This window comes from Hwangdonia sp. (genome assembly GCF_048381975.1).
Lineage (GTDB): Bacteria > Bacteroidota > Bacteroidia > Flavobacteriales > Flavobacteriaceae > Hwangdonia > Hwangdonia seohaensis.
Window position 1 is genome coordinate 257,862 of the sequence record NZ_JBLWYT010000006.1, and the last position, 23,801, is coordinate 281,662.

Annotated in this window: 22 protein-coding genes and 1 tRNA gene; 22 read left to right on the forward strand and 1 reads right to left on the reverse strand. The window is 30.4% G+C overall.

The genetic code is table 11. From position 1 onward, the window contains the following. Positions 1-4 precede the first annotated feature (4 nt). The 20 genes from ACN5J7_RS12495 to ACN5J7_RS12590 all read left to right on the forward strand — a co-directional run bounded on the left by ACN5J7_RS12495 (position 5) and on the right by ACN5J7_RS12590 (position 21,223). Entirely contained in the window at positions 5-3,112 is a 3,108-nt protein-coding gene (locus tag ACN5J7_RS12495) for a type I restriction endonuclease subunit R (RefSeq protein ID WP_418604149.1), read from the forward strand. A 59-nt stretch (positions 3,113-3,171) separates the two neighbouring features. Beyond that, positions 3,172-4,128 carry a hypothetical protein gene (locus tag ACN5J7_RS12500; RefSeq protein ID WP_418604150.1) on the forward strand — a complete coding sequence of 319 codons (957 nt, stop codon included), beginning with the start codon at positions 3,172-3,174 and terminating at the stop codon, positions 4,126-4,128. 79 nt (positions 4,129-4,207) lie between these two features. Then, positions 4,208-4,717, forward strand: coding sequence for a HigA family addiction module antitoxin (locus tag ACN5J7_RS12505; protein ID WP_418604151.1), 510 nt, complete (start codon positions 4,208-4,210; stop codon positions 4,715-4,717). A 64-nt stretch (positions 4,718-4,781) separates the two neighbouring features. Further along, positions 4,782-5,387 carry a nucleotidyl transferase AbiEii/AbiGii toxin family protein gene (locus ACN5J7_RS12510; RefSeq protein WP_418604152.1) on the forward strand — a complete coding sequence of 202 codons (606 nt, stop codon included), beginning with the start codon at positions 4,782-4,784 and terminating at the stop codon, positions 5,385-5,387. 325 nt (positions 5,388-5,712) lie between these two features. Beyond that, positions 5,713-6,948, forward strand: coding sequence for a hypothetical protein (locus ACN5J7_RS12515; RefSeq protein ID WP_418604153.1), 1,236 nt, complete (start codon positions 5,713-5,715; stop codon positions 6,946-6,948). 25 nt (positions 6,949-6,973) lie between these two features. After that, positions 6,974-7,822, forward strand: a complete 849-nt coding sequence (locus tag ACN5J7_RS12520; RefSeq protein WP_418604154.1) for a hypothetical protein — start codon at positions 6,974-6,976, stop codon at positions 7,820-7,822. A gap of 89 nt (positions 7,823-7,911) precedes the next feature. After that, positions 7,912-8,487, forward strand: a complete 576-nt coding sequence (locus tag ACN5J7_RS12525; RefSeq protein ID WP_418604155.1) for a sigma-70 family RNA polymerase sigma factor — start codon at positions 7,912-7,914, stop codon at positions 8,485-8,487. Beyond that, complete coding sequence (locus tag ACN5J7_RS12530; RefSeq protein WP_418604156.1) at positions 8,488-9,435, forward strand: hypothetical protein; 948 nt, start codon at positions 8,488-8,490, stop codon at positions 9,433-9,435. Next, complete coding sequence (locus ACN5J7_RS12535; protein ID WP_418604157.1) at positions 9,428-10,567, forward strand: tetratricopeptide repeat protein; 1,140 nt, start codon at positions 9,428-9,430, stop codon at positions 10,565-10,567. The genes ACN5J7_RS12530 and ACN5J7_RS12535 overlap by 8 nt, the downstream gene beginning before the upstream one ends. Next, on the forward strand, positions 10,546-14,283 hold the full coding sequence (locus ACN5J7_RS12540; protein ID WP_418604158.1) for a CHAT domain-containing protein: 3,738 nt from the start codon (positions 10,546-10,548) through the stop codon (positions 14,281-14,283). The genes ACN5J7_RS12535 and ACN5J7_RS12540 overlap by 22 nt, the downstream gene beginning before the upstream one ends. A 95-nt stretch (positions 14,284-14,378) precedes the next feature. After that, positions 14,379-14,891 carry a hypothetical protein gene (locus ACN5J7_RS12545; protein ID WP_418604159.1) on the forward strand — a complete coding sequence of 171 codons (513 nt, stop codon included), beginning with the start codon at positions 14,379-14,381 and terminating at the stop codon, positions 14,889-14,891. 106 nt (positions 14,892-14,997) lie between these two features. Then, positions 14,998-15,417 (forward strand): hypothetical protein, encoded by a 420-nt coding sequence (locus ACN5J7_RS12550; RefSeq protein ID WP_418604160.1) that lies wholly within the window; start codon positions 14,998-15,000, stop codon positions 15,415-15,417. 47 nt (positions 15,418-15,464) lie between these two features. Beyond that, complete coding sequence (locus ACN5J7_RS12555; protein WP_418604161.1) at positions 15,465-16,025, forward strand: HNH endonuclease; 561 nt, start codon at positions 15,465-15,467, stop codon at positions 16,023-16,025. A gap of 106 nt (positions 16,026-16,131) precedes the next feature. Further along, positions 16,132-16,482: a hypothetical protein gene (locus tag ACN5J7_RS12560; protein WP_418604162.1), complete on the forward strand. Its 351-nt coding sequence runs from the start codon at positions 16,132-16,134 to the stop codon at positions 16,480-16,482. Between the two features lie 37 nt (positions 16,483-16,519). After that, a complete protein-coding gene (locus ACN5J7_RS12565) occupies positions 16,520-16,873 on the forward strand; it encodes a hypothetical protein (RefSeq protein ID WP_418604163.1) in 354 nt (117 codons plus the stop codon). Next, the gene (locus ACN5J7_RS12570; RefSeq protein ID WP_418604164.1) at positions 16,866-17,132 is read left to right on the forward strand and encodes a hypothetical protein; all 267 of its coding nucleotides are present in this window, start codon (positions 16,866-16,868) and stop codon (positions 17,130-17,132) included. Before ACN5J7_RS12565 ends, ACN5J7_RS12570 begins: the two co-directional genes overlap by 8 nt. A 24-nt stretch (positions 17,133-17,156) precedes the next feature. Next, complete coding sequence (locus ACN5J7_RS12575; protein ID WP_418604165.1) at positions 17,157-17,558, forward strand: hypothetical protein; 402 nt, start codon at positions 17,157-17,159, stop codon at positions 17,556-17,558. Positions 17,559-18,648: 1,090 nt separating this feature from the next. After that, positions 18,649-19,080, forward strand: coding sequence for a hypothetical protein (locus ACN5J7_RS12580; protein WP_418604166.1), 432 nt, complete (start codon positions 18,649-18,651; stop codon positions 19,078-19,080). Between the two features lie 3 nt (positions 19,081-19,083). Then, positions 19,084-20,142 (forward strand): hypothetical protein, encoded by a 1,059-nt coding sequence (locus tag ACN5J7_RS12585; RefSeq protein WP_418604167.1) that lies wholly within the window; start codon positions 19,084-19,086, stop codon positions 20,140-20,142. Positions 20,143-20,581: 439 nt separating this feature from the next. Continuing rightward, a complete protein-coding gene (locus tag ACN5J7_RS12590; protein WP_418604168.1) occupies positions 20,582-21,223 on the forward strand; it encodes a DUF6266 family protein in 642 nt (213 codons plus the stop codon). 157 nt (positions 21,224-21,380) lie between these two features. Here ACN5J7_RS12590 and ACN5J7_RS12595 read toward each other — a convergent pair. Further along, a tRNA-Ser gene (locus ACN5J7_RS12595) sits at positions 21,381-21,465 on the reverse strand. A gap of 359 nt (positions 21,466-21,824) precedes the next feature. Here ACN5J7_RS12595 and ACN5J7_RS12600 point away from each other — a divergent pair. Both ACN5J7_RS12600 and ACN5J7_RS12605 read left to right on the forward strand, forming a co-directional pair. Then, on the forward strand, positions 21,825-22,454 hold the full coding sequence (locus ACN5J7_RS12600; protein ID WP_418604169.1) for an NAD(P)H-dependent oxidoreductase: 630 nt from the start codon (positions 21,825-21,827) through the stop codon (positions 22,452-22,454). Positions 22,455-22,601: 147 nt separating this feature from the next. Further along, positions 22,602-23,801, forward strand: a complete 1,200-nt coding sequence (locus ACN5J7_RS12605) for a DegT/DnrJ/EryC1/StrS family aminotransferase (RefSeq protein ID WP_418604170.1) — start codon at positions 22,602-22,604, stop codon at positions 23,799-23,801.

Below are 23,801 nucleotides of genomic sequence, written 5' to 3' on the forward strand. Positions count from 1 at the left end.
ATATATGAGCACATACAAAACCATAGCAGAAAGTAACAATTTTATTGTTTTAGATAACTACAAAAAGTTTTCAGAACTAAATGAGACACCTGCCGGTTATCAAACAGAGGCAGATTTAGAAAAGGAATTAATTCAAGATTTAATAAATCAAGGTTACGAATTTATTCCTCAATTAACCAGTCAGGAGCGTATGTTGGCTAATGTACGCACACATTTGCAAGATCTTAATGATGTGCATTTTACAGATAGCGAATGGCAGCGTTTTATTATAGAATACCTAGATAGACCAAGTGATAACCTTACAGATAAAACAAGAAAGCTACATGATAATTATATCTACGATTTTGTGTTTGATGATGGGCATATCCAAAACATCTATCTGGTAGATAAAAAAAACATAGCTCGCAACAAAGTACAAGTCATTTCGCAATTCAAACAAAAAGGCACAGATGCAAACCGTTACGATGTTACAATTTTAGTAAATGGCTTACCATTAGTACAAATAGAATTAAAAAAGAGAGGTGTAGCTATTCGTGAGGCATTTAACCAAGTACATCGCTATACCAAAGAGAGTTTTAATACAGATAACTCACTATTTAAGTACCTACAGATGTTTATAATTTCAAATGGTACAGATAGTCGTTATTTTGCTAACACAGTACAACGTGATAAAAATAGTTACGATTTTACTATGAATTGGGCAAAGGCGGACAATACGCTTATCAAAGATTTAAAAGATTTTACAGCAACATTTTTTCAAAAACACACCTTATTAAATATACTGCTTAACTATTCGGTTTTTGATGTAAGTGATACGCTTTTAATTATGAGGCCTTATCAAATTGCTGCCACAGAGCGCATGTTATGGAAAATAGCGAGTTCTTTTCAAGCAAAAAATTGGGCTACTACAGAAAGTGGTGGGTATATATGGCATACTACCGGATCTGGTAAAACGCTTACAAGTTTTAAAGCAGCAAGACTAGCAACTAAATTAGACTTTATTGATAAAGTGTTTTTTGTTGTTGACAGGAAAGATCTTGATTTTCAAACCATGAAAGAGTATCAACGTTTCTCACCAGATAGTGTAAACGGTTCTGATAGTACAGCAGGTTTAAAAAGAAATATAGATAAAGAGGATAATAAGATTATTGTTACCACCATTCAGAAATTGAATAATTTAATCAAAGGAGAAAATGATTTAGCTATCTATCAAAAACAAGTAGTCTTTATTTTTGACGAAGCACATCGCTCTCAATTTGGTGAGGCTCAAAAAAATCTTCAAAAGAAATTTAAAAAGTATTACCAATTCGGGTTTACGGGTACGCCTATATTCCCTGAAAATGCGTTAGGTTCAGAAACTACAGCAAGTGTATTTGGTCGCGAATTACATTCCTATGTTATTACGGATGCTATTAGAGACGAAAAAGTATTAAAATTCAAAGTAGATTATAACGATGTAAGACCGAAATTTAGAAATATAGAAACAGAGTTAGACGAAAAAAAATTAAGTGCAGCAGAAAACAAAAAAGCATTACTGCATCCTGTTCGTATTAATGAAATTTCGAGGTACATATTAAAGCATTACAGGCAAAAAACACACCGAACAAAAGGCAGTAATAGTGGTTTTAATGCCATGTTTGCAGTTAGTAGCGTAGATGCAGCTAAATGCTATTACGAAGAATTAAACACCCTTCAAAAGGATAGTGATAAACCATTAAAAATAGCTACTATATTTTCTTTTGCTGCCAATGAGGAACAAAGTGCTATAGGTGAAATAGTAGATGAATCCTTTGAGCCAGCAGCAATGGATTTGAGCGCAAAAGAGTTTTTAACAGCAGCTATTGATGACTATAACAACATGTTTAAAACAAATTATGGGGTTGATAGTAAGGAGTTTCAGAATTATTATCGCGACCTAGCGAAACGAGTGAAGACTAAAGAAGTAGATTTGCTTATTGTGGTCGGGATGTTCTTAACAGGTTTTGATGCGCCAACACTAAACACCTTGTTTGTAGATAAAAACTTGCGTTATCACGGTCTAATGCAAGCGTTTTCACGTACTAACCGTATATACAATGCTACAAAGACTTTTGGTAATATTGTAACATTTAGAGATTTAGAGCAAGCCACTATAGATTCAATCACACTTTTTGGTGATAGTAGTACAAGAAATGTGGTATTAGAGAAAAGCTATAAAGAATACCTAGATGGGTTTACTGATATTGCAACAGGAAAAGCACGTCGTGGTTATGTTGAGGTGGTAAAAGAATTGAATGAAAAGTTCCCATACCCTGACCAAATTATAACAGAAAAAGATAAAAAGGAGTTTTCAAAACTCTTTGGTGAATATTTACGTGTAGAAAACATACTTCAAAACTACGATGAATTTAACAATCTAAAAGAATTACAAAGTATTGACATAAACGACCCAGAAGCTGTTGAAGCATTTAAAGAAACACACTTTGTAACAGACGAAGATATAGCTGTTATGAAAGAAATTGAGTTGCCGGCAGAACGAACTATCCAGGATTATCGCTCTACTTACAATGATATTCGTGATTGGTTAAGACAAGAGCGAAAAGGTAAAGAAGCCGAAGAGTCTGATATTGATTGGGATGATGTGGTGTTTGAAGTAGATTTATTGAAATCGCAAGAAATAAATTTAGATTACATACTTGAGTTAATTTTTGAGAATAATAAGAAATCTAAAAACAAGGAAGAGCTAGTAGAAGAAATAAGACGTGTAATTCGAGCAAGTATTGGTAATAGGGCAAAAGAAGGTTTGATAGTAGATTTTATAAATGATACAAATTTGGATGATATAAAAGAAAAAGCAACTATTATAGATGCGTTCTTTACTTATGCACAAGGAAAACAGAAAACAGAAGCTTCCGAATTAATTACAGTTGAAAATTTAAATGAAGAAGCAGCAAAACGATATATTTTAACTTCTTTAAAACGTGAATATGCTAGTGAAAATGGTACAGAGCTAAATGGTATTTTACCTAAAATGAGCCCTTTAAATCCGCAATACCTAAAAATAAAGCAAAGTGTATTTCAAAAAATATCGGCTTTTATTGATAAGTATAAAGGTGTAGGAGGGCAATTATAATGATTAAACACATTTATAAACGGTATTTCTAGACCTTAATATTAAATTAAATAGAAAAAATGGAATTATATAATGTAAAGAATAACAAATTAGAAAGTATTACTTCAAAACCTTTTAAGTTAGAAAAAGATATACAAGACTTAATTGAAACTAATACACAGGAATTGTTTAACCTTGAATTTGTTAAAACAGAATTTACTGTAGATAAATACCGTATTGACTCATTATGCTATGATTCTGATAATAATTCCTTTGTTATTATAGAGTACAAGAAAGGAAGCAGCTACTCTGTGATAGATCAAGGTTATACCTATTTACAGTTATTGTTGAATAACAAATCTGATTTTTTATTAGAACTATCACAACATTTTAATAAAGTGTTACGGGTTGAAGATGTAGATTGGAGCCAGTCAAAGATTATTTTTGTCTCGCCATCTTTTAATTCCTACCAAAAGGATAGTGTTAATTTTAAAAACCTTCCTTTTGAACTTTATGAAATAAAAAGATTTACGAATGGTGTAATTATTCTTAATAAGCATCAATCAACCTCTAAAGAAAGTATAGATTCTTTATCCAATCAAAAAACTCAAAATGTAATTAGTAGTGTGAATAAGGAAGTGAAAGTTTTTGATGAAGAATATCATCTAAATAAAACTAATAGCGAAATGGGGGAAATGTGGGATGAATTAAAACAACGATTAACTGTTTTAGACAATATTGAAATAAACCCAAAAAAGCACTATATAAGTTTAACAGCTAACAATAAAGCAATTGCCTATTTTCATTTTAGAAAAACATCTATTCCAATTGATATTCCTAGAGGAAACCTAAATGTAGATGGTACAAAGTCAAAGAATTACTTTGATATAGATGACCCAAAAGGTATAGCTGCTGAACGTTCATGGGAATGGAAGAGTGGCACTAAAGGGAATGTTTATGTCATAAAATGGAATAAAAACACAGATATAGATTATTTAATGTTCTTAATTAAGCAGAAATATAATAATCTATTATAAAGTACAGTGATTGTTAAAAAATAGTAAACAATATTGTTTACTATAGTATTTATCATATATTTGTATTAGAATACAAACAATGTTACCTAAAATAGCTAAAATAAAAGGAATACACCCAGGGCTTATATTAAGGCGTGAGATAAAGCGTAATAATATAAAAAGCTCTCAATTGGCTATGTCTATTAATGAGCATAAGCAAACCATTAGCGCTATCATAAATCAAAAAAGAGGTATCAATCCAGAGTTGTCTATTAAACTGGCAGATTACTTCCATACAGAAGATGATTATTTTATGATGTTGCAAGCTGGTTATGAAGTAAAAAGCAAATTGGATGAAAACCTTAAAAGAACACCTAATCTAAATAACATTAGAAAAGTATTGTTTTGGGATACTACCTTTGATAAAATCGATTGGAATAAAAATAAACGAGCTATTATCAAAAGAATTTTAGAAAGAGGGAACGATAAGGAAATCAACGAAATCATAAAATTCTACGGTAAGGCAATGGTTACCAAAATAGCGAAGTCTATTAAACACTCACGTTTATCTACATTCCAAAAGAATGCAGAAGCTTATAACCTTATTTAATATTTAAATGCCCTTACATCTCAATACCGTTTCCGACCTTCTTTGGGAATCCTTAACAACATTAATGTCCATCGAAGAGTTTGATAACTTTCGTTTAGTTGGTGGCACATCATTAAGTTTACAACAAGGTCATAGAGAATCCATTGATATTGATTTATTCACTGATGCTGAATATGGGAGTGTAGACTTTGATCGTTTAGAAGAAATTTTAAATGAATTATTTCCTTATGTTGATACATCTTCTGTTGGTGAAGTCGTATTTGGTAGATCATATTTTGTTGGAGAAAATCCAGACAATGCAATTAAGTTAGACATCTATTATACAAATGAAAATTTTGTATTTCCACTATTAACAGAAAGCAGTGTACGTCTAGCATCAAATGAAGAAATTGCAGCAATGAAATTTGAAGTTATTGCAAATGGTGGTCGTAAAAAAGACTTCTGGGACATTCATGAACTTCTTGATGTATTCTCTTTAGAGGAAATGTTAGATTTCTATGAACAAAGAAATCCTTATGGTTCAACAAGACAAGAGCTATTAGAAGCTTGTTTAGATTTTTCAATAGCAGAAGACGATTTAACCCCCAATTGTTATAGAGATAAAGAATGGGAGTTTATAAAATTAGATATAGAAGAGCAGGTTCAGAACTTATTAGATACAGATAATTAATTCATTAAAATTTAGGAAGGGCAGGTAATAAGGAGTTCGTCAGTCGTTCCATTTAGTTTCACAAAACATATCTGCAAGCAATACTTTATTTTCAATGTCACCCCGAACGCAGTCGAGGGGTCTCTTAATCAATCAAAATTTCCATTTCTCAAAACAATAGAATTAAGCCAATTTTATTAAGTGTCATCTTAATCGAGTAACCAAATATTTATTGAAGATTGCTATATAATTATAGTTTTAATATCAATAATAATTATTTTTTGCAGGGTTACCTTTTTATAGTTTCTCTATTAACTACTGTAAATAATTTAAAACAGTCTAATTTATGGAAACCTTATTAAAAAAAATCACCAACAATACATCTAATAAAGAAGATGTTATTACTACAAATCAAAAAAATGTTACTACAGTAAAAAGCTTTTCTGATTACGGTCATAAAAGGTCAGGATTAAATAGCGGAGATGCAACAGCTTTTATAACGCATCTTCGTTGGATTAAAGATGGCTATATAGTCGACGAAAATTATAGCGAGCAAGAAACCAACGAAAAACGAAAAGATATTGAGTCTCAAATAGAGGATAAAAAGGAAGAAAAACAGAATGTAATTGCTGATAAGAAAGTTATCGAAGATGTTCAAATTCCAAATAAAAAACAAGAGAAATCAGACCTTTTAAGTAATATTTCACAAGTAGAAAACGATCTAGATAACGAAATGCTAGAGACAGGATACCAAAGCACAAACTATTATTTGTATGTGGGCTTAACTGTTGCTTTATCCCTCTACTTATTGTTCTTTTATGCGTCAGCTATTTACTCTGCATTTTTTAGAAGTGCAGGCTTATTAATTGAAACTTCTGGTGATGATTTAGCAATGGTATTAGGTTCTATATTTGATATGAAAGGGATCATAAACCCTTCTCCTAATTTAATAATGGTTTACCTAGGTTCATTCCTGTTTTTTGCACTCGGAATCATCCCTCATACCATCAAAGGCAAGTACAAAAATTTAAAAATCACACTTTTTTTAATAGGTACTTTAGCAGTAGATGCATTATTAGCTTATAAGATAGATAATTCAATTCATGAGATAAAAGTATTATCAGGTATAGCAGAAGAGGATTGGATATTCTGGGCTAGTGAAAACTTTTATTTAGTCCTTGCTTTTGGATATTTAGCGTACTTGGTTTTTGGTTATGTATATCAGCTAATGATTGAAGAAAAGATAAAGAAGAACCCCAAGAAAATTGCGCTTCGTAATATAAACTTAATCAAAAAGGAAATTAAAGAAATCAACTTAAGTATTAATAAATATGAAGAAGATATTGTTGCGCTTGAATCCAAAGTAAAAATGTTAGAAAGTAAAATTGAACTTCTTAACAAAAGACTAAACGATACAATGATAAACCCAGAAATACTTTCTCAAAGTTTAAATAGTTTTTACATAGGTTGGATTCAATTCCTAAACGGATCATTAGATTATGAAAACCAAAAAAGAGAATGTAACGATGCTTATAAGCTTTTCATGGAGGAAAACTTCAAAATATTACCATCAGTAAATTAATAAATAATTCTAAAAACACATTAAAATGAAAAATTCAATATATTTAGCAATTCTTATCTATATTTTTTCCTTTGCATCTTCAGTTGCAAATGCAGAAACAATAAAACGAGATCCAATTAATTATACAATAATATTAGATTTAAGCGATCGTGTTTTAAATCCCAACCAACTATCCTATGATATAGAGCAAATAAAAGTTATGTTTTCTAAATTTAAGCAAAAAGCAAAGCAGAACTTAATAATTACCTCAAAAGATAGATTTATTGTAAAAATAATTCCACAAAATAATAGCCCTTTAAATATTGATTATTTTGAAAACGCACTGCAATTGAGATTAGATCAAATTAGCATAAAAGATAAAAATAATAGGCTTAATCAATTAGATAAACAATTTTCTGAAATTCTTCAGAAATTAGAAAGTGAAGCACTTTATGGTAACAAAAGTTCAGATTATGCAGGTGTAGATTTATGGGCTTTTATGAATGAAAACAAAGAAAATATGACGTTTCCAAACTATGAGAATACAATCATTATTCTGACTGATGGTTATTTGGATTTTGAAAACAACAATCATGTAATGAAAATAGGAAACCAATACACAAGTACAAAATTCATCAATACCTTAAATATGAAAAACTGGAAAGAAGATGTAAAAGAGAAAAATTATGGCATTATACCTATTAAAATAAATGTAAATGCAAATTGGGTTATTTCTGGAATTAAAAGTAAATATCCCAACGATTTGATGCAAATAAACAAACTTAAATACTTCTGGAGCAAGTGGATTAATGAAAGTGCAAATGCAACGCCTAAATTCATTAACTATAGTACTAAAAGTCAAATAGTATCAGAGCTTAATTCAATTATAAACTGATAAAGATTGTTGTATACTAAATAAAAAAGTTGTCTTGAAATTAATTCTTTTATCTTTATATTATCAACCAAATTGATTTAAAAGGATAAATGAAACGTAACGAACTTTACGAATTAAGACATAATAAAGATAAATTAAAAGACATTTATTTAGAATGTAAACCCAAATGCTTTGGGTTTATGGTTAAGTGTTTTGGCTCGAATAATTTGGACGATACAAAGATGTTTACCATTTTTAATGATGCGGTTATTGTCTTGTATGAAAAATCTAAAGATTCAAATTTTGAATTAACATCATCAATTCAGGTATATCTTAATTCCGTTTGTAGGAATATAGCACTTAACGAATTTAAAAAAGAAAAAAAACTTTTTAAAACAACAGATCAGGATTTAGAAAATAAGGATTATGATAATCAAGTAACCGATACCTTTGAAGAAATACCGACCGAAACTCCTTATGAAAAAGCAATTCAGAAAGCTTTTGAAATCATGAAAGAGAAAGGGGGAAATTGTGCTGAAATTTTAATGATGTTCTGGTATCAAAAAGCTTCTTTTGAGGAAATAGCGAATAAATTTTCGTTTAAAGATTCCGGTGGCGCTAAAAGTGGAAAAGCAAAATGCCAAAAAAGATTAAAAGATATTGCCTTACAACTAGTAAAATTATAAATGACAACCATAACAGACATAGCAAAAAACACTTATACACTCACTTTTAATCAAGAGACAGATTATAATTGGTTAAAGATTGTGCAAGTATTTGCAACTAGTGAGAGTATTGAAACCGATTTAACTAATAAAAAACTTATTAATCAAAATGAAACTAGAGAGCAAATAGACTATTGGCAAGATCTTTTTTTTATGGAAGTAGCAGAATATGAAAAAGACATGATTCTAGATGCTTCGTTATTAGAAAAAATAAAAGCAAATCCTCTATTCAAAACCAATAAGAAATTTATTGAACAGCTTCCTAAATCTTCAATAAAACCAGGAAGACAATCTTTAATTGAGTCGTTAATTGAAAATGAAAATGCAGATGCTCTAATACCTGATAATATTGTAGGCACTGCACTAAAAAAAAAATCGCGAGATGATTTAAGAAAAGATTTTAAAAATTGGGACAAAGATGCTAATTCAAAGAAAAAGAGCTTTGGTTATATAAAATTCCTTGTCGCTGCTTCTCTTGTTGGAATAATGGTAACAGTAGGATATAACTTGTTGTTTAATAATAGTTATGATTTCGACAATAGTCAATTTGTTAGCACGACAGAAAAAATAATTATTAGAGGAAATGGCCTTGGTTTTGTCGAGGACCAAGAAGAAACTTCGATTACTATACAAATAGTTGATTATAACAAAGCGACATTAGCAGATCAATCTAATGTAAATAAGCTTACTGTTAACTCTTATTCTTTTTTAAACAAAAAATTAAGACTAATACTTACAGACACTCCAAATATCATTAAATTAATAGAAATTGAACATAATCAATTATATTTTAATATAGATAATGATTTCTATGAAATAGAAATTTCTAAAAGCTTTAAGAAATTACATAAACTTAATGACCCAGAGACCATTGAAAAACTTCAACAAATACTCTTTGAAAATGAATAAATTCAATTCCCTTTTAATAAGTCTCTTTTGTATATCTCAATTAGCATTTTCTCAAAATGTTAAAAATGATGAAAATAAAGTAAAAGAGATTTTTGATAAACTTGTTTTAGCTTATGGAAGTCCCAAGAGTGCACCTCAATTAATTTTTAGTGAAAATCCACTCTCTTCACCTGCAATATATTATGCAAAACCAGATGCTCGTATTGTTATCGACAAAAAGTTTATTGTTATTTGTAAATCGTTAAATAAGTATGGTGCAGATGCAATGGCTACGGTTTTAAGTCACGAGTTAGCACATTATTACAGCGATCATACTTTTTGTAGTGATTTTGCCTTTGCAATGCGAAATGAAAATAAAGACTTAAGTAGTAAACTAAAACACCAATCTAAATCTGAAAAAATCGCGATTGAAACACAAGCAGATTTAAGTGGATTGTTTTATGCAACCATTGCTGGTTATAATCCTTTTTCCATTTATGAAGAACTACTAGATAAAATATATACTTCGTATAATATTGGTAGTAGTGTTGAGGGGTATCCAACTAAAGCAGAAAGAATAGCTATCAATTCTAAAGCACAACAAAAGATAGCACAACTTTATGTTATTTTTCAGCAAGGAGTTTTGGCAGGAAAAAATGGAAAATATGACCTAGCTATTGAAAAATTTGAAACCATTAATAGGCACTTTCCGTCTAGAGAAAATTATAATAATATTGGAGTTTATTATACCTTGAGAGCGTTAAGCTTATACCCAGTAAGTAGATCAGCTTACTTAAATCCAGAACGTTTTTCATACCCACTACAAATAGAAGAAAAAAGCAGATTAATTTTAGAAAAACAAACTAGAAGTAATAATATGGAATCACAAGAAATTATTAAAACTTCATTACTTGCAGCACAAAAAGCTTTTGAAAAAAGTATTGCATTAGATCCTAATTATTACAACAGTTATATAAATCTTGCTTGTGTCTATGATTTACTAGATAATCCTGAAGCTGCCCTTGGTAAGATTAAAGAGTTACCCGTAAATATTCAAAAACAAAAGCGTTCTAAAAGAATACAAGCCATTGCTTATTACAATATGGAATTAAAGGATAAAGCTGAAGAAATATGGATAGAACTTGGTATTTAATTATATGCTTTGTGTTTTCTTCTTTTTTAACAGGAAATAGTCAAGAAACAAAAAAAAGTGATGACGTTAATAGGTTGCTGTTTGAGTTCTATGAAGAGTTGAAGAAACCTGAAAATGGGAATTCACTATTGTTAAGCCGAAGAATAGATAGTATTTTTCAAACTAATAAAAAGGAAATAAGTGTTGAATCATTAGCAGCTTATAATAATGCAAAAGGTGTTCTTTATTATTATAATGATTTAGATGCTGAACAGTTTTTAATTAAAGCAGATTCACTAAATAATTTATTACCCAATCCGAATATTGATGTTACTGCCTATTCTTCATATTTTTTAGGTGAGTATTATTTTGATAAAAAAGAGGACTTAAAAGCTAAATCAGCTTATTCGAAAATCATTGAAATACAAGATATTCCTCAAAAGTTTATAAGTTTTAAATCTACAGCTCTAAATAAAACATTTCTTATTGAGCGTATATTGGTTTCTGAAAAAAATATAGATTCTTTAAGTGCTAGAAACACTGCTAAAAAATTAATAGATTTCAAAAGATCAATAAACGACACGATAAATGTAGAGTACGGGAAGGCATATGCATATACAAACAATATGCAAAAAGCAGAAAAAATTTATCTCGACATTAAGTCTATTCAAGAGACTGATGTTCGCTATAGCAAGTACGCGCATTTTCAAGCTCTTCACTGGTTAAATCTATATTACTATAAGAACATAAACTATAATATAAAAGATGTTGCCAATGCTATAAAGCTAATTACTGTTGGTGAAGAATTATTATCAATCATCGATACTACAGATCCTCTAGAAAACCAAATTATGTATTCCGTAATCGGTGATTTAGTAGTTGCTAGTATAATAACAAAAGATCATAAACGACAGGAATTATACGAAGGAAAAATACTAGATGTTTTAAATGATAATGATTATCCTAATACGATTCAAATAAATTTAGAAAGATTTTATTTTGTCTTGCATAAGCTGAAAATGTATTTTGATTTTGATGGGAACTATGAAAAATCAAAGTTTTATGCGTTTAAAAATACAGAATTAACAAAGTATCTATACGGTGAAATATCGGTTGAGTACGAACAAGAATTAATGTCTTATCAGAGCATTATTAACCTTGACTTATTCGATTATAATGAAGCTTATAAAGTATCTCTTTTAAGAGAAACAATTATCAAGCAACTTTTTGGAGAGAGTTCTAAAGAGTATCTAGGAATTCTTTACAGTCAATATAGTATTCGATTAAATCAACTAAATCATAAAAAAGGGTTGAAAATACTAGAAAAAGCTGTGAGTCTTTTAGATAAAGTAAATTGTGAAGGTGAAAAAATTTGTGAAGATATTAAATTCAGTTATTTGGATTGCTTGAATTATAACGAGATGTTTGAAGCATCACTTGAACATATGAGAAAATTTAGATTCAATGAAAACTACGAATCATTATTCCGCTTATCTGCTACAAGAATAAGTTCTTATTCTGGGCTTAAACAACATATAAATGTAAATTATGAATATGATTGGCTGTTAGAACGCATTTCTGGCCAAGAAGAAGCATTAATAGAAGATAAAGATTATAATGAGTATTTCTTTCAGTTTATTTTAAACTATCAAGAGCACCTGCGATCAACTGGACGCCTAAATAAAGCTATTTCTATAACTGAAAAATATTTGTATTTAATTAATGACGCTGAAAGTGATCTTACAAGAATAGATTTCATGATTGGGTATTTAAATATTCTCTTTCAAATGAATAAATGTGATGAAGCAATCAAATTTGTAGAAAACAATAATATTTTAATTTTTTCTGAAATTAATACTCCTAACGCTATAGCTTTAAAGGAATTTAGTTACAATGTTACATTGGCTAATATCTATAATTGTTTAGAAAATTATCCCGAAGCTATTAGTTCTTATGAAAAAGCTATGGAATACAAGGGTTTAGACACAAGTTATTTATACCCTTTCTTAATAAATATGTATAGTCTTTCAGGAAATGAAAAACTGGCAAGAGAATATCTTAATGTATATGAAAAATCAATAACCAATATAAAATCTTTAAATATTAATGAGTTATATCTTATTGCAGATTTATACATACGAAATAATGAAAGAGAAAAACTTTTAGAATATTTACTGCCTTTATCAGATATGGTTATAGACGGTATCTGTAACAAATCTTTTTTTAGTTCAAACGATAATAAAACTGATAAGTTAACACATGATGATGTTTTAAGATTTATTTTATCTCATAACTACGGAGAATTATTTAATTCTAAATTAAGTGGGAATGCAGTAATAATATCAAATTTATATAAAACAAGATTAGATTATTTTGCTAAAATTAATTTGGAAATACAGAAATTAAAGATTCTGGAAAACCCAGACGCTGTTAAGCTTGCAAAGTTAGAAAATGAGTTTAACAAGAACCCTAGCAGTATATTAGAAGAAGAAATTGGGCAAATAAAAACGAAACTTATTAGTTCTAGATCAATTGATGTTAAAGGTTTATGTGATGTTAGTTTTCAGGATATTTATGAATCTATTGATGAAAACGAAATGGTTATTAATCTGATGTCGTATAAATACAATTTAGAAGAAGAAGAAGATTATGCGATAAATTTTAATATAAAAGAATCAAGTATTATTTCTCCGATTATTGATTTAGATGATCATTATAATTTACAAAAGGCAAATAATATTAATTCAGCGTTTTTCGATTATATTATTAATGATATTTTTAAAAACAAAACAGTGAATGGTGATTTAATAAATACTTTTTATATAATCCCATCAGGAAAATCTAACCTAATTAATTTTAGTGCATTTTCTATTAAATTAGAAGAAAAACTTAATAGAAAAATTAAGCTTCATGTCATTAATTCATTAATTGATATTCCAAAAATAAAAAATGAAACACGACAAAATGTTGATAATTTATTCCTTATAGGTGATATTGATTATGATGCAAATCAAAGTAAATCAATAGCGAGTAGCTCAATTTTAACCAGAGGTCTTCAATTGTCTAATTCTATTGAAAATTCAGGGATTCCTATGTGGAGTTATTTACCAGGAACTAAAAAGGAAATTGAAGACATTGAAAAAATTGCCTTAAACAATAACATAAATCCATTAATATTAAGTCAAAATAAAGTAACGGAATCAAATTTAAAAGAAATAACAATAGACCCTATAAAGAACAATGTTATACATGTTGCTACACATGGATACTTTTTCTCTGATTCAACTAGTGTAAATATGGGTAATCATTATGCAAGCCATAAAAATCCACTTTTACGTTCTGGTTTAATCCTTTCTGGAGCTAATAAAAACTGGAATAATAATGGTTTGGTTGATTCAAATAATGATGGGGTATTAACAGCTGAAGAAATTTCATTTATGGATTTAAGTGGAGTTGAGTTAATAGTTTTAAGTGCTTGTGACACAGGTCTAGGAGATGTCTCTAATCTTGAGGGAATTAATGGATTGCAAAGAGCTTTCAAGCTTGCTGGAGCAAATAAATTAATAATGAGTTTATGGAAAGTTCCTGATAAAGAAACTTCTGAATTCTTTAAATATTTTTATCAATTTCTTCTCGAAGAAAAGTTAAGCATTAATGAGTCATTTAGAGCAACCCAAAAGATTATGATGGAGAAGTATCAACCTTATTTTTGGGCATCTTTTGTCCTATTAGAATAAAATATTCTAAAATAATTTCTACTTCAAGGGTTACCTTTCATGAATAAGGCTATTAACAAGTGTAAAAAAATTAAAAACACTTTAAAATCTTTATTATGAAAACAATTATCACAACAGTAGCTATCTTCGTTTTAGGTCTTACATCGAATTTTGCACAAACTTTAAACTCAACATCTAGTGTAGATTATTTTGGTAAAATAAATACTGTTTACTCAAATTCTTATGGAGCAACTGTAGCAACCAGTACAACATCTAGAGATTATTTTGGCTATGATAATACAACTTATTATGCCGCTAATGGATCTAATATCGGGAGTTCTACATCAAATACAGACTACTTTGGTAATACGGTTACTACTTCTTATGACTCATCTGGTTATTCTGTAGGTACTTCTATAGGTTCTACAGATTATTTTAATAATTACAATGTAGATTACTATAATTCTAATGGTGTATCTACAGGACAAAGCACTACTTCTACAGATTATTTCGGGTATGATAATACGAACTATACTAATAGTTCTGGTCAATCAATTGGAACTACAACTGGTTCTTACGATTATTTTGGAAACTATAACACGACCACTACAGTAGATCCTTGGAATTAAATATTTCTTCTGATTAGTTAATTAAAAACCCTAACATTTGTTAGGGTTACTTTTTATAATTATTGCTATTAAATAATAAATATAACTTTTTTAAAACTAAATTATTATGAAACAAATAATCACTCAAACAGAATCTAAAAAAGCGCAGTCAAAACAAGTAAGCCTCATACTTGAATCTATTCTAAATTTTAATGCGGATGCTATATTACCGCTATTAGATGCCGATAAAACGTATCAAGACCTATCGCCTAAAGATTTCATTTCAACAATAAAATTGGAATTACGTGCTTTTAAACGCTCTCGAGACACAAAATTAACCTTGTCTACAAGTACATGCCATGGATGTAACTGCAAGCAATCTATGTTTGTGTTTAAGGGCAATAATAGCGGAAGAGAATATGCGCTGTATTTCGAATTATCTGGTGAAGAGATTTTAGACATTTATCAATGCAATTGGTATGGAAATATATCTTATGATGAAATAACTTTTGAAGGAAAAGAAAATTTAAGGGTTACCTTTTTATAAAAGCGCTATTAACGAATAAATCAGTTTAACTTTAAAATTATATCAAAATGAAAAATTTCAAAAACATCTTATCGGCTTTAGCAATTTTAATTGCTTTTACATTTTCAAATGCTCAATCAACTTATACTATCGGAAGTACAGAATATATTTATGGAGAATATTATAGTACAACAGGGAAGCCTAAAGTAGTTAGAAGTGCAGCAAACAAAAAAACTTTTTTAAATTCAAGAGGGTACACTAGCACACCTTATGGTTATGAGATTGATCACATTATACCATTATCACAAGGCGGTTCTGACGATCCATCTAATATGCAATTACTAACTGTAAGTCAGCACAAAGCTAAAACAGCTAGAGAAAGAGCAAATGTGTCAAAAACATATTCATACAGTAATTATAAGCCTTCTGCATATTATTATTCTACAAGTACACCCCAGTATAAAAAAGTAAACTACACGCCCTCTAGTTACAATACTTCAACCTATAGTATTCCTAATTATAATTATAATCTGCCAATATCTTCTAATAGAGTAATTCATACAGGCTCACGTGGTGGTAAATATTATATTAACTCTAATGGAAATAAAACGTATGTAAAGAATAATTAACTATAAGTCATTTGCTGTTAGCTTATAGGTTTAGTAATTCACAAAATTTATTGCAGAAACAACCCATAAAATATTTTTTAATTTCCATCTTATTAGAATCAAAATTATGTTAAGTACTCATGTTCATCAAAATCAAATTGAAGCACTTTTACAGTTAAAGTCAAATACAGTAATTAAGATAAATAAAGCTCAAGAAAAACGAGACTTTACAAATAACATCAAAAAAGAAAAAAGAATAAAACGCACCTATAAACCATCATTTTATAATGATGAGGTTAAGAATAATAATGAAATCAATATAAGAGCTGTAATTAAAAAGAAATCAATTTTCTTGCCAAAAGAATCAGTGGTATTTCCTAAAAGAAGCCATCATAGAAAACCTTCAAAGTCGATTAGTGTATATGGTGAAATAGCAAAGTTTGGTGTTGGAAAGCTAATCTATATCAATTCAAATTAATAATGATTAACAGGATTAATAATTAAATAAAAAATATATGTTGTTTAATAATCGCTTACCCAAAAAATTTATAGAAGCATTTTTTAATGATTTAGAAGAAGAATCGTTTGAAAAGGCTATTGATGATCCTTTAAATAATCCAGATGCTTTAAATTTTCTGCAAAAATTAGTAAAAGATTTTGGTGTTATAAACCCAAGTAGGGATAGAATATCTATAGTTAAAGATTTAGAACAAGAAGTAAATAGTCGCATTAAGAAGCTTCAGTTTTATAACAAGTGTAATACCGAAACAGCTATTGTACTTCTGTTGGCAACTCCTAAAAATAAAGAGTTGTTAAGTCTGTTAGCTTTCTTAAAAAATATCAATTTAGCATTAGGTGAAAATGATTAACTTACCAGACACCACAGGAATGAACGATACTGAAGTAGCCCAAATTATTTTTAGTCGTTTAGAAATAAATACCGAAAATAAATCATTATACGAACTTATTGACGAGGTAGATAATCGTTTAAAGTTAAATCTAAAACAATTTTTAGAAACATATGGAAAAGATGCCAATATAGAATTATTTGCATTAGACCAAGAAACCCTATTAATGAAGGTTTTGTTGATACATTTAACTCAAATACATAGATGGAGTAATATTTGAATGAAGAGGTAATTAAAATTGAAAATGAAACACTCTAAAAATGGTATTATGGCAAATAAATATACTGCTACAGTTACAATAGGTTTGCAAAAAGGTTATTCAAAAAATTTGTGGGCTAAAGCAGAAGTTATTTCTAAACTTCAAGAAATTCAAAATAATTTTATTAAGGATAAAAAGATATATTTGAGTGCAGCAGTATCAGATTGTGATATAGTTTTAAGCGGTCAAATTGAACCTTCAATAAAACTAGATTTTATTAATTATCCTAAATTTCCACTAGAAGAAAAAGAATTTAAAGAAGGTGTTTTATTTCTTTCCACTGATTTAATGAAAAAGCTAAATCAAAATAGAATAGTAATTGTATTTCATAATGATATTGTAATGTTAGAAAATAACCCGGAAACAGATTCAAGGATTAGTAAGTAATATTTATTTCTTGCAAGAACAGTTAAGGAATCAAAGTGATCTGTGTTAAAATTATTGTTTCATTACATTACATCAAACTATAAGTACGGTATGGGCAGGTAATAAGGTGTTCGTCAGTCGTTCCATTTAGTTCCATAAAACATATTTGCAAGCCATTCAGCTATTAAAACGTCATTGCGAACGTAGTGAAGCAATCTCATAACTAATAATAAATTCACATTTCAAAAGCTTGCATATACCATAAATTGCACCACTGCGGCGACACGTCCTCGTTGGTGCAATTTATTTGTTTTATTTCACACATTCTCTCCTTCCTCACCCGTAGCTACTTTTACCCCTTAAAATCCCAATAAGGTCAGCACGTTGTGCTGGAAATATCTATTAAGGGGTAACCGCTACTTAATATGATGCGAGCCTGCGGGTCGCTTCAGGCTAACCAGAGTGTCACATTTTTTGAAGCATTTTAAAGGCAAATAAGATAACCGCAGTGAATTCGTCTCTATTATGAATAGTTTAGTTATTTAAACCCAATAGCATTTGTAAATACTGCGGATTATCCTATTTGCTGACACCATGCAAGAGCATCTCATTCAGTCGGCAATTCCAGCACCACTCAATAGTTTTAACATTACGGTTTGGCGTATTATCCATAAAACAAACATTCTCTCAAGCCGTTAAAATCCGAAATACAAACAAGGGCAAATAAACGCCAAAACCTTAAATGAAAACTATTCCCAAAACTTCCATTGCCTCCTTCAATCCATGCACTTGCCTAAAATTTTATAATTCGGCATTTCAATAAACATTAGGTCTAGCTATTTAATGGTCAAAAAATGCGCCACTCTTGCGGTAAACCGTAGCTGTGGCACGCACTTATGCAAAAAGGCAACGTGCTATTGCCACACCACCTTCGCTAAACTCGCAGTCGGCTCGCGCCTTTTAGATTACCTGCTTTAATTAACCCTTATACATAAAAAATCACAAAAAAAAGAAACATTATTTAAAAAAAACGAAAAAATAAAAACCGTTTTTTTTATAAAAAAGTTTGTTATATAATTGTTTTAATCACTTAAAATTCAAATTGTTAATTATGAAAATAAATGATCCCTCAAAGGTTTTTTTAGGTCATATTTATGTTGAATACACCGGGAATAATGTTATCCTTTTAAACTCAAATAAAAGCAAGGACTTTAGAAATGTTAATCTCTATAATTATGTAACCGATAAGAAAGGAGGGTTATTAGAAAAGTGTTTTAAAATGGAGGCATTTGATTCAAAATACATTGTATGTTTTGACGACTTGTCTATCTTCAAATTAAACAGTAAAACAAATAATTACGAGATTGATGAATGGTCCTCTTTAATGGAATACGAAATGTTTACCAATAGAGACTTATTTATGATTTCAGGTAAATTGCTTTTATACAAAGAAATAAATGATATTGATGGCAGAAATGAAACTTTCAATTTCAATTTGATACTTGATAACAAAGAAGAGATTACTAACTTATTTAAAAATTAATTTATGGTTTTAAGAAAAATTGATAACAACATAAACGAAAATGATTATTTAAATAATATTGAAAATGCTAATACAAACTTCATCAATAATTTCATTGAAAATGATTTTATTTTACCTCATGAGACTCCTGTGGAAATACATCCTTATTTGGAGGATGTAGATATACAATCATTTAAAAAATATATTATTGGTACATTTCCTCCAATGCAATATTTACGTGATACAATTGAAATACCTAATAATATAGGAGATGTAAAAGTTAGACCAAAAATCCCGTATTTCCATGGTCAAAGGTGTGATATGTGGCAATTCTTTTTAACTCCAGCTGAATTAAATGAAGTTGGAGTGTTCGATTCAAATAATGATGATAATACTAGACTTAATCAAAAAAACTTTATTATTCAATTACTTAATTTCTCTAGTATTAATTATTCAGATATAATACGTTCAACTAAAAGAAGTGAGTATGATGCAAATGACTCATCACTTTATAATATAGTTCCAAATTTAAATTTAGTAGTCAATATTTTAACTAATGAAAAAGCTGAATATTTAAACTTCAATACTTCTACATTATTTAACAATGGTAATGATTTTGGTTTTTATCATAATAATTATGGTATTAACAATATTGGTGATATACAATACAAAGTTCAATCTTATGAACTTTTTTTGAAAGTTTTAAGTAATCTAGGTTTTACATTAGAAGCAAAATTAAATCCTAATGATAATTGGATTCAAATTCAAATTGAAAATGAACAATATTTTATAGATAATTATAAGCATAAAGTTTTTACCAAATTGAGAGTGTCAACAAAATCCTTGATAGTATTTGAAAATGAAGAATTTAAAGATTTTAGTAGAGAGTTTAAAATTATTACAGGTCCTAGTCCTTCCGCTAGCGCAAATGTGTCTTTAGGTAATAATCCAATTTATAATAATTGGTTAGCAGAACAAGATAATATTAATAACGTTGAACCGTTAACACACATTTTTAGAAAAGAATTTTATGGTTTGTTTAGGAACAACCCAGATCAGTTAGTAAATTGGAATGTGTATTAATTTTAATAGTAATATTGTGAAATAAAAAAGATTGCAAATTTAGTAGCCTGCCTTCAGCCACTGCTATTATACTATAAAGTTCAAGCCCTCCGGGTTTTGAAAATAATATTGCACCTATGTTTTGGTTCTTATTTTATAAACCTTTCCAAACGCAATATTTTTTCCAAAAAACTTGACAGTATATCCACGTCTACAGTTATAAGGCTTTCTTTTTTCTTTTTTTCTTTTTCAAAAAAAATATTTGAAGGGTTTTTTAGAATATTTGTTGATATGCTATTAGAATAACAATATAATTGAGTATAAAAGGAAGTATTCAAAGACTTTAAAAGACTTGCCTGAAGATTATTACCGTATTTTATAGTATGAATAAATAGGGATTAAATCCTTATGAAGTCCGTACCAAGTCCGAATGAGTATTAATTAAAAATTGTTATATGTTATGGGGAAAATAGCCCAAGGAATTTTAGGAGGTCTATCAGGAAAGGTAGGAAATGTTATTGGAGGTAATTGGAAGGGTATTGATTATTTAAGAATTAAACCATCCAGTGTTGCTAACCCAAGAACAGAAGGACAAGTAAATCAAAGAAACAAATTTACTGTTACGTTAGAGTATTTACAGCCTAATCTTGCATTTGTGCAAAAAGGTTATAAAAACTATGCGGTAAAAATGACACAGTTTAATGCAGCTATGTCTTATGTGTTAAACAACGCAGTAATCGGAATTGCACCCAATTTTACAGTTGATTATTCTTTAGCTCTGTTGAGTAGGGGAAATCTATCAGGTGTATTGAATCCGGGGACAGATTTAGCAACACCAGGACAAGTAACTTTTACTTGGGATGATAATTCTTTAGAAGGCAATGCTAATCCAACTGATGAAGCTATGTTGTTAGTTTATAATCCATCAAAAAAGGAGTCTATTTCACAATTAGAAGGCGCTGATAGAACAGTTGGAACAGAAACACTAATTATACCGTCATCTTATGCAGGGGACACTGTAGAGTTGTTTATGGCATTCATAGAAGCTGATGGCTCAAGAGTATCAAATAGCGTTTATTTAGGTAGTGGTACGGCATCTTAAAAATGATCCTAAATTAATAGCGATGAGACCGTTACATTAATTTGTAGCGGTTTTTTTATGCCCCTTTTATTATGAAAAAAAGCGGGGATTATGTGGGGATATTATAAAAATAAAAACCCTAACTAATTGATAATCAATTGATAGGGTTTTATTTCAGCGGAGAAAGAGGGATTCGAACCCCCGGAGGTGTGACCCTCAACAGTTTTCAAGACTGCCGCATTCGACCACTCTGCCATTTCTCCTTGAGTGCCTCATCAGCTATCCGCTGAATGCGGGTGCAAATATAGAACCCTTTTTTATTTCTTTCAAATAAAATATCCACTTTTTTAAAATAAATTTTGCCTCACATCCCATAAGTTTAATCGAAAAGAAATCCTCGAGGCTTGCCTTGTGGTTTCCGTTGAAATTGTCATTCCCGAGAAATCGGGAATCTAAATAACAAATTTCGCTTTTTTGCCCTAAGGTTAAAATGAAACGTGCGCAAAACCTCTATGTCTTTGTCTCCAAGATACTTCGTTTCAAGAAATTTTTATTTTATCCAACTTCATGCTAAAAAGAAATTTTCAAACCTTATTTTTGTATCCAAAGCATTGCAAAAAATATGGATACTATAAAACAGTTACAATGGCGGTATGCAACCAAAAAGTTCGATGCCGATAAAAAACTATCCAAAAACAAACTCGACATATTAAAACAAGCCTTTAATTTAACGGCAACATCCTATGGTCTGCAAACCATAAGCCTCGTCATTGTTGAAGATAAAGCCATACGCGCATCCTTGGTAGAGCATTCGTACAACCAAAAACAAGTATTGGAAGCCTCGCATTTATTGGTCATTTGCATTCAAGACAACATTAAAAAATTCGATGTAAACGACTATTACAAAAACATAAAAGCCATACGCAACACCCCAGACAACATACTGGAACCCTACAGAAAAGGACTCGCCGAAATTATGGGCAGCATGACAATTAACGAGCAACAACAATGGTCCACAAACCAAGCCTACATCGCCTTGGGCAACCTAATGACCATCTGCGCCATCGAAAATATAGATTCCTGCCCCATGGAAGGATTCATCTCAAAAAAATACGACAGCATACTAAAATTAAAAGACAAAGGATTAAAATCCGTATTGCTGCTCCCCGTAGGTTACAGGGCAAAAGACGATATGTTTTCCGGTTTTAAAAAAGTAAGAAAACCAATTAAAGAAACAATAATAGAAATATAAATTATTTGGGCGTTACCACAAGGGTCGGGCTTTCGGCAGTCGCTTTTTTGTGTTGCATAGGTGCAACAACACAAAAAGAGCTTCAACAAATGCCTCAATCCCTAACGCAAAGGCAACGTCCCGTACAACCATAAAGAAAAATACATTATGCCAGGATTCGAATTATTTGGAGATTTAGAACGAAACGAAGTTAACGATGTTTTACAAAGCGGCGTGCTTATGCGGTACGGTTTTGATGGCATGCGAAACGGCCATTGGAAAGCCAAAGAGTTGGAAGCAGCCTTAGAAAACACCCTGCAATCCAAACACGTGCAACTGGTTTCCAGCGGTACCGCAGCCGTATCGGTAGCTTTGGCAGCAGCAGGCGTAGGCGCGGGCGACGAGGTTATAATGCCCACATTCACCTTCGTGGCCAGTTTCGAGGCCATTATGATGCTGGGAGCCATCCCCGTTTTGGTCGATATTGACGATACTTTGGGCCTAAACCCAGAAGCCGTCGAACAAGCCATCACCCCAGAAACAAAAGCAGTAATGGTGGTACAAATGTGTGGCAGTATGGCCAATATGAAAGCTCTGCAAGCCCTTTGTACCAAACACGATTTATTGTTGGTAGAAGATGCCTGTCAAGCCATTGGCGGAACTTTTAATGGCAAACCCTTGGGCAGCATTGGCGATTTAGGCTGTTTTTCGTTCGATTTTGTAAAAACCATAACCAGCGGCGAAGGTGGCGCCGTAATTACAAATAATAAAGATTATTACCTAAATACCGACCATTACAGCGACCACGGTCACGACCATATTGGTAACGACAGAGGCGCAGAATCCCATCCGTTTTTAGGCTATAATTTCCGTATTTCCGAGCTGCACGCCGCCGTAGGTTTGGCACAGGTAAAGCGGTTACCGGAATTTTTGGAAATCCAAAAAAGAAACTACGGCATTTTACGCGAGGCTTTATCGCAAATACCCGAGGTTACGTTTAGAACCGTGCCCGAAGGTGGCGAGGAGAGTTATGCCTTTTTAAATTTCTTTTTACCCAATTTAGACATGGCACGACAAGCATCCGAAGCCTTTAAAACCAATGGTGTCGACGGTTGTTTCCATTATTTCGATAACAACTGGCATTACATCAGAAAATGGGACCATCTAAAAAACTTAAAATCATTGTATCCAATTTCCCAAGAAGTTAAAAAAGGCTTGGCTTACCTTCAAACCAAAACCTTCGAGAAATCAGATTATTATATAGCCCGAAACATATCCTGTTTAATAAAATTATCGTGGACTGAGGCCGAGGTAAAAGCACGTGCTTCAAAAATGGTTGAAGCCATAAAGCAGATTGTTAAAAGTTAA

Bases quoted from the DNA above. Each gene is read 5' to 3' on its own strand.
- ACN5J7_RS12495 (WP_418604149.1), top strand. From the start codon at position 5: ATGAGCACATACAAAACCATAGCAGAAAGTAACAATTTTATTGTTTTA.
- ACN5J7_RS12500 (WP_418604150.1), top strand. From the start codon at position 3,172: ATGGAATTATATAATGTAAAGAATAACAAATTAGAAAGTATTACTTCA.
- ACN5J7_RS12505 (WP_418604151.1), top strand. From the start codon at position 4,208: ATGTTACCTAAAATAGCTAAAATAAAAGGAATACACCCAGGGCTTATA.
- ACN5J7_RS12510 (WP_418604152.1), top strand. From the start codon at position 4,782: ATGTCCATCGAAGAGTTTGATAACTTTCGTTTAGTTGGTGGCACATCA.
- ACN5J7_RS12515 (WP_418604153.1), top strand. From the start codon at position 5,713: ATGGAAACCTTATTAAAAAAAATCACCAACAATACATCTAATAAAGAA.
- ACN5J7_RS12520 (WP_418604154.1), top strand. From the start codon at position 6,974: ATGAAAAATTCAATATATTTAGCAATTCTTATCTATATTTTTTCCTTT.
- ACN5J7_RS12525 (WP_418604155.1), top strand. From the start codon at position 7,912: ATGAAACGTAACGAACTTTACGAATTAAGACATAATAAAGATAAATTA.
- ACN5J7_RS12530 (WP_418604156.1), top strand. From the start codon at position 8,488: ATGACAACCATAACAGACATAGCAAAAAACACTTATACACTCACTTTT.
- ACN5J7_RS12535 (WP_418604157.1), top strand. From the start codon at position 9,428: ATGAATAAATTCAATTCCCTTTTAATAAGTCTCTTTTGTATATCTCAA.
- ACN5J7_RS12540 (WP_418604158.1), top strand. From the start codon at position 10,546: ATGGATAGAACTTGGTATTTAATTATATGCTTTGTGTTTTCTTCTTTT.
- ACN5J7_RS12545 (WP_418604159.1), top strand. From the start codon at position 14,379: ATGAAAACAATTATCACAACAGTAGCTATCTTCGTTTTAGGTCTTACA.
- ACN5J7_RS12550 (WP_418604160.1), top strand. From the start codon at position 14,998: ATGAAACAAATAATCACTCAAACAGAATCTAAAAAAGCGCAGTCAAAA.
- ACN5J7_RS12555 (WP_418604161.1), top strand. From the start codon at position 15,465: ATGAAAAATTTCAAAAACATCTTATCGGCTTTAGCAATTTTAATTGCT.
- ACN5J7_RS12560 (WP_418604162.1), top strand. From the start codon at position 16,132: ATGTTAAGTACTCATGTTCATCAAAATCAAATTGAAGCACTTTTACAG.
- ACN5J7_RS12565 (WP_418604163.1), top strand. From the start codon at position 16,520: ATGTTGTTTAATAATCGCTTACCCAAAAAATTTATAGAAGCATTTTTT.
- ACN5J7_RS12570 (WP_418604164.1), top strand. From the start codon at position 16,866: ATGATTAACTTACCAGACACCACAGGAATGAACGATACTGAAGTAGCC.
- ACN5J7_RS12575 (WP_418604165.1), top strand. From the start codon at position 17,157: ATGAAACACTCTAAAAATGGTATTATGGCAAATAAATATACTGCTACA.
- ACN5J7_RS12580 (WP_418604166.1), top strand. From the start codon at position 18,649: ATGAAAATAAATGATCCCTCAAAGGTTTTTTTAGGTCATATTTATGTT.
- ACN5J7_RS12585 (WP_418604167.1), top strand. From the start codon at position 19,084: ATGGTTTTAAGAAAAATTGATAACAACATAAACGAAAATGATTATTTA.
- ACN5J7_RS12590 (WP_418604168.1), top strand. From the start codon at position 20,582: ATGGGGAAAATAGCCCAAGGAATTTTAGGAGGTCTATCAGGAAAGGTA.
- ACN5J7_RS12600 (WP_418604169.1), top strand. From the start codon at position 21,825: ATGGATACTATAAAACAGTTACAATGGCGGTATGCAACCAAAAAGTTC.
- ACN5J7_RS12605 (WP_418604170.1), top strand. From the start codon at position 22,602: ATGCCAGGATTCGAATTATTTGGAGATTTAGAACGAAACGAAGTTAAC.